Origin of the sequence: Pseudoalteromonas sp. CST2, assembly GCF_028599385.1 — a bacterium.
GTDB lineage: Bacteria > Pseudomonadota > Gammaproteobacteria > Enterobacterales > Alteromonadaceae > Pseudoalteromonas > Pseudoalteromonas atlantica.
Genome location: NZ_JAQREO010000004.1, coordinates 220,833 through 235,980, shown reverse-complemented (window position 1 = coordinate 235,980; position 15,148 = coordinate 220,833). Strand labels below are relative to the sequence as shown.

Sequence of the window (15,148 nt, the reverse complement as noted above, 5' to 3'; positions counted from 1 at the left end):
GCTGACCTTTCAGGATTAAATTTGTTCAATCTAGGGGAGATTTAATCGCGGCGCGAGGCTTGTAACCTAGTGGGCTAAGTAAAAGCCGAGCAACAAAGAGTCAATCCCCCCTAGGCAGAACCCTTCGGGCAGCGCATGTTTGGCATTTATACTGCGTTATCGCCTATTTATGGGAAACCACCACACTACATAAGCTCTGCCTTGCCTAAAAAACAAACATGCTGCTGCAAAGTTAACCTCGAAAGATAAGCAGGCCCTAGTACAAAAACGCAAAACCTAGCGGATTCAATCGCCACATTAAAAGCCGCTGGCACTCACATGCTGTTATCGCTTATGCCACAAAAGGAGCTTGAAAAAAACAACGTACAAACAATTAATAGTGAGTGCAATAAGCACGATATAACCTGGTTTCATTTACCTATAAATGACGACGAAGCACCCAAACAGCCTTTTATATCAAGCTGGAACACCCACAAAGCAGACATACTACAAGCTATACAGCAAAAACAAACCATTGCCATACATTGCAAAGGCGGCACTGGCCGCACAGGGTTGGTTGCTGCGCTTATTTTAAATTCGGCAGGTTACCCAAAAGATGAGGTATACAGCTTAGTACAAGGTATTCGCCCCAAAGCACTGACTATAGAACTACAAAAAGAATACTTTAATAACTTTGAGGTGTGAGGGGAATATGTTAACGCTCATTATTAGTTACCCTTTATAAGCTTAGCCACTTATTAGCGGTAACTAATCGTAATTATGTAAACCAAAAAAACACCAAATAGGAATGAGCCAAAACCTGCAGGCCTAAATGTACTTTTAAATTTTTGAGCAGACCACACAGCAATTAAGAACACCTCGCTCTCCTAAAAACTAATGCCTGCATAAGGCAATACAGTCGGACTTGACTAAAGTTAGCTAAAGAGTAGTGAAAGCGAGTACTTTACGCCTCTTAATACTGTTGCTATTAGACTCGCAAGCTCATGTAGTAGAAACGATCATCTTTTCTATCGACTGCAAATCCAATACGGCTATATAACTTAAATGCAGGGCTTAGCTGAAATACTTTGAGGTCTATGAATTTGACACTGTGTTGTCGAGCTATATCAACTACTTTAGCAATAACGTGAGCACCATAACCTTTGTTTTGATAAGCAGTTTCAATCTGAATATCGCGAAGTTGGCAACGCCCTTCATCAAACGATAAGCGCACGACACCTATGTGTTGCTCCTTACACAAAATATCAAAATTTTTAAGGTTTTTGGTAGCTTGATAAACGTCTTCTACATCCCAATCTACCGCATACATTTGGTAATAGGGTTTCATATTGTTAAACGTAAACTGTGCGGCAGCCTTTAAGTCTTCAGTAGCAACAATCTCTAGCATCCATCTAGCCTCAAAAAAGAATTAATACTCAATAAACTAATTAGCCACTTTAATTGAATAAGCTAAACTGCGCTATAAATTACGCGTGCTAATTGGTTAATTAGTTTTAACCAGCTTTCAGGGGATATATTCAACTTTTAATGTAAAAGAAAAAAGGTAATATCAATATGACCGCACAGCGTTGGTCGCTGCGCTTATTTTAAATTCGGCAGGTTACACAAAAGATGAGGTATACAGCTTAGTACAAGGTATTCGCCCTAAAGCACTGACTATAGCATTGCAAAAAGAGTACTTTGAAAGTTTTAGCAGGTAATAAAAAGCTAACGTAAAACAGCAAAGCTACTAATAGTTAAACGCCCATTAATTGGATCGCATACATAATCGTTGGCCGCATTTATATTACCAGAGTGCAATAAGTTGCTTGGGTATATAACAACCCGATTTAACTTTGCCTCTACACTGTAAACTTGCTCAAACAAAGCTGTACTGCCATTTATATAATGTGGGTTTTTGTGAAGCTTTTGCGCCATGGCTTGCTGCTTAATAGTTTGCCTATATGGCATAAGTCGCTCTTTTGTTATGCGTTCATACCCTAGGGCTCTATGCTTATAAAATGAAGTGCCACCATGCGTTTCATCACATAAAAAGTGCACCATAGCAAGTTGATTCATATTTGGTGTATCAAAATGAGGGAGCATTTGTATTGGCCTTAGCTCATCAGGTTCAGTGCATGCAATTGAAAAAGCAGAAAGTATTACATCAAACTCGCTTTTATCTGTCATATCAAAGTGTGAATTAATAATTGGCGCAAGGTCTTTTAACCGCTCGATATAACTAAGCGGTGCTGCTTTTCTTACTCCTGGATAAAAATCACTTTCTTGTGCGCAAAATGTTTCTCTGGCGTTTTGAGAAAACACAGCAAAATTAATAAGTTCATCTACATTATTTACAAAATCATCAATAACAATAATTGGGGTTTGCTCCTCCCCAACAGTGTGTATCTGTAACACCATATTTTTGTTAAGTGTAAAATCAATCATCGGCTAAATTAAGCTCCGCATTTTTACGCTCAATCAATGGGTATATTTGGCCAAGTGAGGTTATAACAGTATAAATAGCGGGTAATAAAGCGCGTTGATGTAAAAGCGTAATTTGATCACTATCAAGTTGTGCGAGTCTTTCTTGATTAATAGTGTATAAGCCGTTTAACTTTGTTTTTTGACTGTTCTGAAACGTTACCTCAAGCGATAATGGCTGCAGTAGCTCATGCTGTAACAAGGTATCTATTAACTTTTTATTGTCTATTTCGCCTTGTAGTAAATGCCCTAAACACTGCTTTATTTTTTTTAAATAACCACTTTCTTCTGCGTTTTGGGTATAAATTGGTTCTAAAACATTCTGGCTTTGCGCTTGGTTATTAATGACTGCTGGGCTATTTAAATTAATACACACAGGGTATTGAGTTTGCTTTGCATGAGTATCACCAACAAAAAATGGCTGACGCTGTAACTGAAGCGGTAAATATACTCCCTGCCACTGCGAGTACTGATAAAACAAGTTCTCATGTTGCTCAAAGCCTAATAAAGCATTGAGTGTAAACTCCCCTGTTTCTGAGTTTTTTGCAAAAACTATAGGCTGCTGAACGGCAATTTGATTAAGTTCTGCCATAACAACAGGGATCATATTAATGTTTTCAGCGTGTGATTGTGCTTTTTGTGTGTCTATTTTTATATGCTGATGAGCACTTTGCTCTAATGCGACTAAATTTTCCATGCGTGTCTCTTTATTGTTTTTATGTGTAAATTTTTAAGCTAAATAGTGCTAAAGCCATGACTCTTAATTTTATTTAACAATTCTCGGTTACTAGGTAAGTTAGTGACTGCTTGGTTTATCATGCTTTTATTTTTATCAAACTGACTTTTAGCAAAATCAGTGTCTTTAAGCATATAGGAAGTTGTGCTGTAGTCACTTTTAAAGCCCATACCATATAAAACATATTGATAACTCGCCGCTGGAAACACCTCATTGTTACTTGTAAAGTCGTGATCAGCAGGGGCGCGGTATTGCCATAATTTCATTAGATCTTGTAGGCTTTGAGGAATCGTTTTTGGGTCTCTGTTATCACGCCAAAATGCGTTATCGTCACGGGTTGATAAAATATAGTGTAACTTTAAAAAGTCGATTATTTTTTCCCACCTGTAGCTAAACGTCTCATTAAAGCGCTTGGCGGTAATATCCATAATATCGCGGGTGTGGGGGAGTTGTTCGCTTATCATTTGCGCTGACATTTCTACTAATACCAATGCAGAAGCTTCAAGCGGTTCCAAAAAGCCAGCCGAAAGCCCTACCGCAACACAGTTGTTCTGCCAAAAGTGTGAGCGATGGCCACTTTTAATAGGGATTTTTCTAATTGTTAACGACTCTATTTTATCGCCAACATACTCTTTAAGCTTTTCTCGTGCTTGTGCTTCGCTACTGTATTTACTCGAATACACATAACCTACCCCACGGCGGTGTTGTAACCCTATATCCCATATCCAGCCTGCTTCTTGCGCTGTTGAAATTGTGTGAGACGCAATGCTCTCATCTTCATTCTCATAGGGGACTTGCACTGCTAAGGCGGTATCGATAAACAGCACATCATCGCAAGGCATAAAAGGAACCTTATAATGCTCGCCTAATAACAATGATGAAAAACCAGTACAATCGACAAATAAATCACCGCTAATTTCACCTTGCTGCTTTGTGGTAACACTTGCAATATCGCCATTTTTAGCACTATTGACCTGTGTTACATCAGCTAAAAAATGTTTAACGCCAAGCTCCTGCGTACAATGTTTTTGTAAAAAAACGGCAAATTTTGCCGAGTCTAAGTGGTAGGCATAATTGGCTAAGGCAGCATATTCTGGGGTGCGAATTGTTTTAGGAGCAAGCCCTTGCTCACAAATAGCTTCTTGGTAACATACTGCATTAGAAAAAGACGTTGGCTCAGCGGTATTATTTAACCAATGCCCTGCCATATCTGTTTTTGAAAAGCCCTGTGGCAAAACTAATGGGTGATAATAAAAATCATCATTGCTGCCATCTACCCATTTGGCAAATTTTGCACCTTGCTTAAAGCTTGCTTCGCACTCACGTATAAAGTCGGTTTCGCTAATACCAAGTGCTATTAATGTACTACGCATGGTAGGCCAAGTGCCTTCACCGACACCTATAATTGGTACATTTGGAGATTCAACTAGCACAACATTAAGGCCATCGGGGGTATTACTTTTATGGTGCGCCGCTAATCGTCCGGCTGTTAGCCAGCCCGCTATACCACCACCAACGACAACCACTGTTTTTATTTTTTTATTTTGCTGGTTCATACTTGTTACCTATAAAGGCATATTTAAAAAGTGGCTATTACTAAATGTAAAAGCCACTTTATTAATTAAAGTTAAAAACTACCGCGAATACCTAACGCAAAACGTCGTCCGCTATCTTCAACCAATAATAATTGATTAGAAAAACGACCACGCTTGTGCACGTATTCTTCGGTTAAGTTAATACCTTCAAAAAATACCGATACATTTTCGGTAATGTCATAGCTGCCGCTAGCATCAAGTTGTGCGTAATCTTCCACAATTGTCACACCATCACCATTTAGCTGTGTAAGTGACTGTACGAAGCTATCGCGCCAGTTATAGGCTAAACGCGCTTGAAATGGTCCATTCTCATAAAAGCCAACCACATTATAAGAGTCGCTTAAGCCTGTTAATGCAAATACTTGAGTTATATCTGCAGGGTCTAGCTCTGCATCACTGTCTACAAATGTTGCATTAACCATAAAGCCAAAGCCACTGTCAAAACTATGCTGTAAGGCTATTTCCCAGCCATCAACAATCGCCGATTCGCTATTATTTGGTAAGGTGTTTGTAAATACAGCCGTTGAGTCGGCTGCATCAGGGCTATCTACATCGTTACCTGTTGAAGGATCAGTCAATAATCCGCCACCGGACAATTCAAAGGTTAAATCTTCAGTGGTATTGATAATGAAGTTAGCAACATTCTTTCTAAAGTAACCAGCGGATAAATAACTGGCATCAGCGTAATACCACTCTAATGATAAATCTAAGTTATCAGAGGTAAACGGTTCAAGTTCAGGGTTACCAGAGCTTGATGTCAAATTGCCCCCCTGCCGAGTTGTTTCGATTACAGTTACAGGCGACATACTATCGAGTGTTGGTCGTGTAATTGTTTGTGATACAGCAGCACGTGCTATTAGCTCATCGCTTATTTCAAGCTTTACACTAAAGTTAGGTAAAATCGCTTCGTAATCTGAACTTGCTGAAATATTTTCTACGGCGCCAAAGTTAGCAAGCATTTCCGTTTTATCTAAGATCGTTAATGCACTAACTGGCTCGTCTGTGCCTTTTACTTCTACATCGGTGCTTTCGTATCTAAAGCCGGCTGTTGCGTATAAAGGAATGCCTGCAAGTTCAGCTTCAAAATCAAATTCTGTATAAAACGAGAAAGTATCTTCAGTTATCTCAAACGACTTATTACGCTTAACTGCATCAAAACTAATAGGCTGACCATTCGCTGCAGCTATTTGCTCAAGGTACGCAAAGTTTGCCTCACCATCATGTGCAAGCCATGACGTTGGCATACGACCGCTGCCGCTCACATCAGATAAAAAGTCATCTCCTGCGTCAAATACAAATTGCGCTAAGCCATCCATACTTGGGTCATCTGGGTAACCACAAAAAGTACAGTGAATACCAACACCTTCGTTATCCCAACGATCAAGGTTTTTAGTTTCAGTTGAATACATAGCACCAAATTTGACCGAGACTAGGCCAGATGTACCATCGTTATGCCAAATGCTATCCCAACGAAACTGATCCACGGTATCTTCTACAGCCCAACCACGGCGTAGCATTACATGTGCTCGGCTATTGGCTGTATCTAAATGGTTTGATACGCCATCAGGTGTAACTGCAGGGTTATAAGCAACACCGTCCAGCTCTTGCTGGCCGCTATAAATGTTAGGGTTAGCAGGGGCAAACTCACTCGCATAAGGTAAAATACCGCCATCCACTTCAAATCGAACTCGGTTAGCATAGCCAATCAACGATAACTGATCGCCGCCACCATTATTAGCCTCACGCTCAGCTTTTGAGTGGCTTAAATCAAACTTCATATTTAAGTTATCGTTTACATGCCAATCAAAGTTTAAACCTAATGCGCTAGAGTTGGTTAAACGATCAAACTTTTTAGCGTGCATATCGGTGGCAAGGCCTACCTCTTGATATAAATCAACCACAGTGCCATTTTCATCAACAGTTGGCCCTGCAGCGCCGCCAAAGCCTTCTAAGTTTGGCGCTGTAAACCAATGCCCATAAGACGTTGTATCTGCTTCTACATCAAAATCAGAATAGAGCGCATCAGCAGTGATAACTAAATCACCTGAAGGTGCGTACTGTATTACTAAGTTTGCATTGGTACGTGTACGTGTTTCTGTTGTTACTTTATGATCGTAATTACGCGGCGAAAAAATATTACCGGTGTATGCTTGCCCGCTTTGAGTTTGCGGGTTTGGGACGCCCACGTTTTCTAACCAGCCGTCTACCTGCGCCTGGTTTAAGCGTGTTTCGCGCTCTTGGCGAGAAACAGCGAACAAAACACCCAATGTGTCATCATTAAATGTATTACTAATTAATCCAGAAATTTCAGGTGTAGTTTCTTCGCTATTTTCATCGTAAATACCCTTAACGCTACCTGCCACTTTAAAACCGCTAATCGCAAATGGTCGCGCAGTATTTACATTTACTGTTGAGCCAATACCACCAGATTGCATAGTGGCTGTTGAGGTTTTAAATACATCTAAGCTTTTAACTAGCTCTGATGCAATAGTATCAAAGCTAAACGCACGGCTTTGATTCTCAGAGGCCATTTGGCGACCATTTACAAGCACAGTATTAAACTGCGGGCCAAAACCACGCACCGTAATAAGCTGCCCTTCACCGCCTGAACGGTCTATTGAAACCCCCGTAATTCGCTGTAAAGACTCAGCTAAATTTGTGTCAGGAAATTTACCAATATCTTCTGCTGAAATGGAGTCGACCACGCCGCCCGCTTCTCTTTTGGCATCCATAGCTCGGCCAAGCGAGCCTCTGATCCCGCGTACTTCAATTATTTCTGGTTCTTGTGCTGCTGTCTCTGCCACTGCAGGGAGCGTTGCCATTGTGCTCAGTACAGCTAGCACAGCACTGGACACGCCATTTTTTTTATAGTTAGCCATGTTGTCAGTTCTCTCGAAACTTGGGTCTATTAAAATAGATATTTGCCCATCTTCGCTAACATGCGGTTGCAACCCTGTGCCATCGAGTAAAATCTGTAATGCGTTTATTATTGAATACTCGCCAGCAATAGTATTTGTTTGTAACTGCTGAATTTTATCCAGCGGAAAAAGCAAAGTAATATCGGCTTGCTCGGCAAAATTTATTAGCGATAAATCGGCCCTTTGTCTTGGAATATTAAACACAGCTTTATCGTTTACAGCGCTCGCTTTTACCTCGGTGGTGAGTAAGCTAAAAACCAGCGCATAAAGCGGTAAACAAAGCGGCAAATGTAAATATTCCTTGTGTATAGTTTTTGGCCACACACAGAACAAAGACGAGTGACTTTTTATTTTCCTCCATAAATTTTTTTTATTTTTTTTTAATAAATTATTTTTTTGACTAGCCATGCTAATTTTTTTTATGCCTTTATTATTTTTATTGTTTGCGCTTTTAACTGTATTTTTAAACAATTAAAAATACAGTCCACATTGCAATTTTTTACTTATTAATTAAAAAGTTAAAGTTTCTAAAGTACAGAGCCAGTACTTAGTAAGGTATTTATAATGGCAAAAACTGTAGTACACTTCGCCTTTACATTACAAGCTTTATGCCCTTTGCGGTTAGTGAACATTAAATTTAAAAATAAAAAAACTTATTTATTTTTTAAATTTAATGGCGGATTTTTTCTTACCATTCGTCTTAGTTTGTATTGGCAAAACAATAACAATAATTGCCGTAAACACACACGAGACACACACTAAATGACGAAAGACACACTTTTTTATAAGGTCTATTTGGCCTCGCGCAAAAGTCTCTCAAATGTAGTTGCACGTATAGTGCCGCCACATGAAATTGAAGATATAGTGCAAGAAACTTATGTGCGAATTTGTCAGATTAAAAACACTGAAAACATAAGCTCACCAAAATCTTTTATTTATAAAACGGCGCGAAATTTAGCGCTCGATTACCAAAAGCAAGCCAATATACGCCTAGTCGATGGGATCGACAACATGGAAGCGTTAGAGCAACTCTTAGCGGAACACCAGCAAGACGAAATGTACGAAAAAGCACTCACCGATAGTGAATTTTCTAATTTTTGTGAAGCCATACGGCTTTTACCTGTGCAGTGCCGTAAAGTGTTTGTATTAAAAAAAGTGTATGGTTATTCGCAGCGAGAAATTGCTGCTCAATTAAACCTTAGTGAAAGTACCGTGGAAAAACATATAGCAACAGGCATGAAACGTTGTACGCAATTTATGCGTCAATCTACAAAAAGTGTTTATGGGCAACCAAATACTTCTTCGCAGCTAAATGCAGGAGGGAGGAATGAGTAATGTTCATCATATAAACGAACGAAACACTAGCGACGATGCGCGCCTTGATAAAGCAAGTGAGTGGCTGGCTAAACTTGATCGTGGACTGTCTAAGCTCGAAGAACAAGCGTTAAAGCAATGGTTGTCACAATCTTATAAAAATGTAGAGGTGTTACTTGAAGTAGCACAGCTGTGGGACAAAATGGACGACCTCAGCCGCTTGTCAGATCTGTTTCCACAAACACCAGTAAAACAAAAACGCCTCCCTGTGTGGTTAGGTGCAACAGCTGCATCTATTTTATTAGCTGTTGCACTTAGCTTTTTTCAAGAAGCGTTTAACTTTTCATTTTTTTACCCGGTTAATCAATCAGCTGTGGTTGCTAAACAGCTTAATTTTCAAACCGACGTAGGTGAAAGTAAGGACATACTGCTTTCTGATAAAAGTAAAATCACCTTAAACACAAATAGCTTTGTTCAAGTGAGGTATACCCAACACACTCGCGTAATAAATTTACTGCGTGGCGAAATTCATATAGACGTAGCTCACGATAAAATGCGCCCTTTAAGTGTTATCGCTGGTGATAAAGTTATTCAGGCTGTTGGTACTGCATTTAATGTAGAAGTAGGTCAAAAGCAAATAGAACTGATTGTGACAGATGGCAAAGTCCTTGTTGCAGAGCAAAGTGCCAAACCGTTACCAAATCTTTCCCAAGGGACTAATAAACGAGGTCAGTATTTATCAAATAGTTCAACTTCGGTGTCAAAGGGAGAAAAACTTGATTTAAGCTTCAAAGGTAAAATTGCTAAAGCTGTCGAAAAAGTTGATCCTATGGATGTAGCCGCTAGATTATCGTGGCGTAAAGGTAGCTTAATATTTAGAGGTGAATCACTTGCTGAAGCCATGGCTGAAATCAGCCGCTATACAAATATAGATTTCGAGCTTTCAGAGGATGACCGTCTCAAAAAAGTACAAGTAGCTGGCATGTTCAAAACGGGCGATATTAAAGGACTGCTAGAAGTATTAAACAATAATTTTAATATTGATTATGAAAGAGTTAGCCCAGATAAAATTCGTTTAAAATACGCAGCACCACACGTCTCAATATAGTAAAGTACACAATAATAAAAACCAGGACACACAATTATGACATCACCTCTCTCGCCGAGCAGTAATAGCTCGGCGCACACATTGGGCACATGCTCTCTTTTTTACGTAATTTTTATTTCTGCAGTGGCTGCTATTGGTGGCTTTTTATTTGGTTTTGACTCGGGTGTTATTAACGGCACAGTGTCGGCACTCGGTAATGCGTTTAATTCAAGCAGTGTGGCTACGGGCTTTAACGTAGCGTCTGTATTACTTGGCTGTGCCTTAGGTGCACTTGCTGCAGGGCCGCTGGCTGATAAGTTTGGCCGGCGTGCAATTATGATCATCACCTCGATTATTTTTGCCATTAGTGCGTTTGGCTCAGGCATTAGCGAAAGCTCGGCCGAGTTTATTTTTTACCGCTTATTTGGTGGCTTAGGTATTGGTGCTGCATCGGTATTGGCGCCAGCTTATATTGCAGAGGTTGCGCCACCTGCCCTTCGTGGTCGTTTAGCTACATTACAACAACTCGCTATTGTATTGGGTTTATTTGCTGCATTTTTAAGTAACTATTTAATTGCTGATGCAGCAGGTAGTGCGCAAAATATTTTAATACTTGATATAGCCGCTTGGCGCTGGATGTTTTGGGCTGAGCTTGTGCCTGCAATACTGTTTTTAGTGGGTGTGTTGTTTATTCCTGAGTCGCCTCGTTATTTAGTGGCGCAAGGTAAAGTAGACGATGCAAAAACAGTATTTAGTAAAATTTCGAACGACAACGTTGCTGCGCAAATAAGCGATGTTAAAAGCTCCTTACGTAGCAATAAAAAGCCGAGTATTCGCGATTTATTTATTGATGGCAGTAAAAAAGTACACCCAATTGTATGGGCGGGTGTTGCGCTGAGTGTGTTTCAGCAATTTGTGGGTATAAACGTGGTGTTTTATTACGGCTCTGAGCTTTGGCAAGCCGCTGGGTTTGACGAGTCGCAATCGTTATTTATAAATGTATTAGCGGGTACGACTAATATTGTATCGACCTTTATTGCTATTGCCCTTGTTGACAAAATTGGCCGTAAACCACTGCTATTAGTGGGCAGTATTGGTATGTTTATCAGCTTAAGCGCGCTTACTTATATATTTGGTAGCGCAGGCCTTGATGAAGCAGGCAAGCTTGCACTTAGCGATAACATGGGTACGTTTGCGCTTATTATAGCTAACTTATTTGTGGTGTTTTTTGGATTAAGTTGGGGCCCCGTTGTGTGGGTGTTATTAGGCGAAATGTTTAATAACCGTATTCGCGGTGCAGCGCTTGCTGTTGCTGCAAGCGCGCAGTGGATTGCTAACTTTGCCATTACCATGACCTTCCCTATTATGCTAGCTAATATTGGCCTTGCAGGTGCGTACGGATTTTATGCTTTATCGGCACTTATTAGCATATTTTTTGTGGCTAAATACATTACAGAAACCCGTGGTAAAACACTTGAGTCTATGTAATTAGCCCTGAAAGCGGTGAACCCTTTTCACCGCTTTGTGCTTTTTAGGTAAATGATTGATTTAATATCAGTATTAAACCATCTAATAATTACTGCGCTAAACAGTGGCTTACCAATCGCGTTCAGTATTCCTTTTTACTATAAGTAATCGATTTAAATTCCTTTTTTGAATATAGAAAATTAGCTATTGTCCGCGTTTTCCCACTACGTATGTCTATCAAAATGAAAAATAAGTTAGTATCTGGTTTGGCCCTAACCCTTACTTTAGGTTCGTTTAACGCATTTGCTACCAATGGGTATTTTACTCATGGTTATGGCATGACCCACAAAGGCATGGCGGGTGCGGGTGTTGCGCTATCTGAAGAGTTAATGTCTGGCGCTAATAACCCTGCTACCTTTTTAGCTAATGGCACGCAATTATCTGTGGGCTTGGAGCTTTTTTCGCCTGTTCGAAAATACTCAGCATCCGATGTAGATACCTTTTACCCTGACGCATTCTACCTGCAAGCAAAAACCCAAAAAAGTGATAACACTTTATTTGCTATTCCTGAGTTTGCTATTGGCCACCAGCTTAATGACAAAGTAAGTATTGGCTTATTAGTTTATGCTAATGGCGGTATGAACACCGACTACAGCGCCGATTCAGAGCCTGAAGGCACATTTTATGCTGGCACTACGGGTGTTGATTTAAAGCAAATGTTTATTAGCCCAACAATAAGCTACAAACTTAACGAGCAAATACGCCTTGGTGTATCACCAATTTATGCAGTGCAGCAGTTTAAAGCTACAGGCCTTGGAAACTTTGCGCCTTTTTCGCAATCGCCCCAAGCCCTTGCTAATAATGGCACCGACACCAGCACAGGCTTAGGTATTCAATTAGGTATTAGCCAAGATATAAACTCGTCATTAAGCTGGGGAGCAAGTTACCGCTCATCAGTGTCTATGCAAGAGTTTGATAGCTATAAAGGTTTGTTTGCAGAGCAAGGTGGATTTGATTTACCTAGTTCGCTTCAAATTGGCGCAGCTTATAAAATTACGCCAAACAACCAGCTTGTATTTGATTGGCAAAAAATAAATTACAGTGAAGTAAACAGCATTGCTAACCCGATTGATAATTTAATGTCGGCTCCACTAGGTGCCGATGCAGGCGCAGGTTTTGGTTGGGACGATATGACCATTTATAAACTTGGCTATCAGTGGCAGCGTACAGCAAAACAAAAAATTCGCTTTGGTATTTCGTATACAGAGCAACCTATTCCTTCATCAAACGTTTTACTTAATATTTTAGCGCCAGGTGTGCAAGAATGGCATTTTACTACGGGTTTTAGCCATTCTATTAGTAACACGGTACAATTAAATGCAATGGCTTTTTACTCGCCAGCTAAAAAAGTATCGGGTGCTAACTACTTAGCGCCAAACCAACAAATATCAATTGAAATGGAGCAATCAGGCCTAGGTGTGTCGGTTGTTTGGGGAATATAAAATGGTTACAGAGTTTACGCCAATAGCGGCAGCTATAGGGGGTGCTTTAATAGGAATAGCGTGCGCACTATTACTGGTTTTATACGGAAAAATAGCCGGTATATCAGGCATTGTTAAATCTGTTTTTAATAAGCAAACGGCTGAGTCGCGTTGGAAATTATACTTTATTGCAGGGCTATTATTAGCCGGTATTGCGGTGCGTATATTTGCGCCGTCTTTATTAGAAGGTGAGCTGAGCTTATCGCCTGTGCTTATAGTTATAGCTGGGCTACTTGTCGGTATGGGCACCTCATTAGCTAATGGCTGTACAAGTGGCCATGGCGTATGTGGCATGTCGCGTTTTTCTACCCGTTCGTGGGTTTCAACATGTACATTTATGGCCGTGGCTATAATTACAGCAAACCTAGTAGGTTAAAAAAATGACAGCAGTAATTCATGTTATTTTAGGATTTATATTTGGTTTAGGGCTTATCATTAGTGGTATGACAAACCCCGACAAAGTACTTAACTTTTTAAATTTTCAAAATCAATGGGATGGCAGTTTAATTATTGTAATGGCTGTGGCTATGGGAATAATGATGCTGGCATGGTTTTGGGTTGCCAAAAAAGATAAACCACTGCTTGGTGAAACGTTTACTTTAAGTGATGTCAAAAACATTAGCCCTCGGCTAATCACTGGCTCTGTACTGTTTGGTTTGGGCTGGGGATTAAGCGGCATATGCCCAGGCCCGGGCCTTGTGCAACTTACTTCACTTAAAATGGAATTTTGGTTATTTTTTGCAGCCGTACTTGGCGGTATGTGGATAGCTAAAAAAGTATAAATTTAACCTCGGAAGATATACGGCCTTAGTCCTTCATTTAAACTGGCAGGTATTAGCTTGCCAGTTTAACGCTATTTAAATAGCCTCAACTTACTTGCCTTGGCTAACTATTCATATAGGTACATAACTTGCTGCTTACTCTTTTAAGTTTATAAAAGAGAGGTAAGTAATGTCTGCTACTACTTTTTACAACCTAACAGAGCAACCTTGGGTTGTTATTGCTATTTGTTTAGTTTCTATAACTATAGCTTTGTTTTGCATCCGCTTTTTTATAATGTACTGGCTTAAAAAGTGGACCTCTCACACTAAATTTATATTCGATAGCTTACTTATCGCCTCTATCTCTAAACCGCTCACCCTTTGCACAATTATTGTGCTACTCACCATTATAGAGCAAGGGTTGTTAATACAAGGCGAGCCGGTTGCGAGCTATATTTCGTTTTCGACCATTAATATTATTTTGGGCTTAGTGGCTATTATTTTATTTTTTGACCGCTTTTTTGTGGGCACCATTAATTACTACAGCAAAGAGTCGGCGGTAATTTTTAATTCGCAAAGTATTATTAAAGGCATTATTAGGGTAAGCGTTTTATCGGTCGGGGCTTTAGTGCTGTTAGGCACCTTGGGTATTTCTATTACGCCTATAATTGCCTCGTTAGGTATTACGTCATTAGCGGTGGCACTTGCCCTGCAGCCCACCCTTGAAAACTTTTTTTCGGGCGTACAACTTGTTATAGATAAACCCATACGGGTGGGGGATTTTATTGAGCTTGAGTCAAAGGAGCAAGGCTTTGTAGAGAAAATTGGTTGGCGCTCTACGTGGGTTAAAATGCTGCCAAATAATATGATTATTATTCCTAATAGTCAGCTTTCTAAATCGCGTATTATTAACCGAAAAAGAACTGAGCGTACCTGTTGATGTAAGCGTTCACTACAGCTCAGACCTAGAATTTGTAAAGCAAGTAACGCTTGAAGTTGCTCGCCAAGTACTAATTGACCATGAGTGGGGGGTTGATGATTACAATACCTTTGTGGTGTATCACACCTTTGATAACTCAAGCATTAATTTTACCGTAATGCTGCGCGCAAAAGAGTACTTTAATCGGTTTTGGGTTAAATCTGCTTTTATTAAAGCGCTACATAAACGCTATAACCAAGAAGGTATTGTGATCCCCTTCCCTATTACAGCTATTAACACAGCGCAAGAAGCCGCTAATTTTAATAGCGATAAAAAATAAGCGCGAG

At 40.0% G+C, this 15,148-nt stretch carries 11 protein-coding genes and 3 pseudogenes; 9 read left to right on the top strand and 5 right to left on the bottom strand.

The features are described from left to right. Positions 1-255: 255 nt before the first annotated feature. Positions 256-684: pseudogene (locus PSH41_RS07980) on the top strand (phosphatase domain-containing putative toxin); the annotation flags it as partial. 283 nt (positions 685-967) lie between these two features. On the opposite strand, the gene PSH41_RS07975 reads toward PSH41_RS07980, so the two are convergent. Continuing rightward, positions 968-1,387 (bottom strand): GNAT family N-acetyltransferase, encoded by a 420-nt coding sequence (locus PSH41_RS07975; protein ID WP_273588947.1) that lies wholly within the window; start codon positions 1,385-1,387, stop codon positions 968-970. A gap of 172 nt (positions 1,388-1,559) precedes the next feature. On the opposite strand from PSH41_RS07975, the pseudogene PSH41_RS07970 reads away from it, so the two are divergent. Beyond that, a pseudogene (locus tag PSH41_RS07970) lies at positions 1,560-1,700 on the top strand (protein phosphatase); the annotation flags it as partial. 7 nt (positions 1,701-1,707) lie between these two features. Here the strand turns inward: PSH41_RS07970 and PSH41_RS07965 are convergent. The 4 genes from PSH41_RS07965 to PSH41_RS07950 form a co-directional block, all read right to left on the bottom strand. Continuing rightward, positions 1,708-2,427, bottom strand: coding sequence for a DUF6445 family protein (locus tag PSH41_RS07965; protein ID WP_154945258.1), 720 nt, complete (start codon positions 2,425-2,427; stop codon positions 1,708-1,710). Continuing rightward, a complete protein-coding gene (locus PSH41_RS07960) occupies positions 2,420-3,160 on the bottom strand; it encodes a SapC family protein (protein ID WP_273588948.1) in 741 nt (246 codons plus the stop codon). Before PSH41_RS07960 ends, PSH41_RS07965 begins: the two co-directional genes overlap by 8 nt. Before the next feature lie 38 nt (positions 3,161-3,198). Next, complete coding sequence (locus PSH41_RS07955; protein WP_273588949.1) at positions 3,199-4,755, bottom strand: tryptophan halogenase family protein; 1,557 nt, start codon at positions 4,753-4,755, stop codon at positions 3,199-3,201. A gap of 71 nt (positions 4,756-4,826) precedes the next feature. Continuing rightward, a complete protein-coding gene (locus PSH41_RS07950; protein WP_273588950.1) occupies positions 4,827-8,120 on the bottom strand; it encodes a TonB-dependent receptor in 3,294 nt (1,097 codons plus the stop codon). A gap of 354 nt (positions 8,121-8,474) precedes the next feature. On the opposite strand from PSH41_RS07950, the gene PSH41_RS07945 reads away from it, so the two are divergent. From PSH41_RS07945 to PSH41_RS07915, 7 genes and pseudogenes are all read left to right on the top strand, one after another. Further along, on the top strand, positions 8,475-9,047 hold the full coding sequence (locus PSH41_RS07945) for an RNA polymerase sigma factor (protein ID WP_024033745.1): 573 nt from the start codon (positions 8,475-8,477) through the stop codon (positions 9,045-9,047). Further along, the gene (locus PSH41_RS07940) at positions 9,040-10,134 is read left to right on the top strand and encodes a FecR family protein (protein ID WP_273588951.1); all 1,095 of its coding nucleotides are present in this window, start codon (positions 9,040-9,042) and stop codon (positions 10,132-10,134) included. Before PSH41_RS07945 ends, PSH41_RS07940 begins: the two co-directional genes overlap by 8 nt. A gap of 36 nt (positions 10,135-10,170) precedes the next feature. Then, entirely contained in the window at positions 10,171-11,601 is a 1,431-nt protein-coding gene (locus tag PSH41_RS07935; protein ID WP_273588952.1) for a sugar porter family MFS transporter, read from the top strand. 221 nt (positions 11,602-11,822) lie between these two features. Further along, positions 11,823-13,082 (top strand): OmpP1/FadL family transporter, encoded by a 1,260-nt coding sequence (locus tag PSH41_RS07930; protein WP_273588953.1) that lies wholly within the window; start codon positions 11,823-11,825, stop codon positions 13,080-13,082. A 1-nt stretch (position 13,083) separates the two neighbouring features. After that, entirely contained in the window at positions 13,084-13,497 is a 414-nt protein-coding gene (locus tag PSH41_RS07925; RefSeq protein WP_024033749.1) for a YeeE/YedE family protein, read from the top strand. Positions 13,498-13,501: 4 nt separating this feature from the next. After that, complete coding sequence (locus PSH41_RS07920) at positions 13,502-13,903, top strand: DUF6691 family protein (RefSeq protein ID WP_029772173.1); 402 nt, start codon at positions 13,502-13,504, stop codon at positions 13,901-13,903. A 169-nt stretch (positions 13,904-14,072) separates the two neighbouring features. Continuing rightward, positions 14,073-15,141 (top strand): annotated as a pseudogene (locus PSH41_RS07915) (mechanosensitive ion channel family protein). Positions 15,142-15,148: the final 7 nt, after the last annotated feature.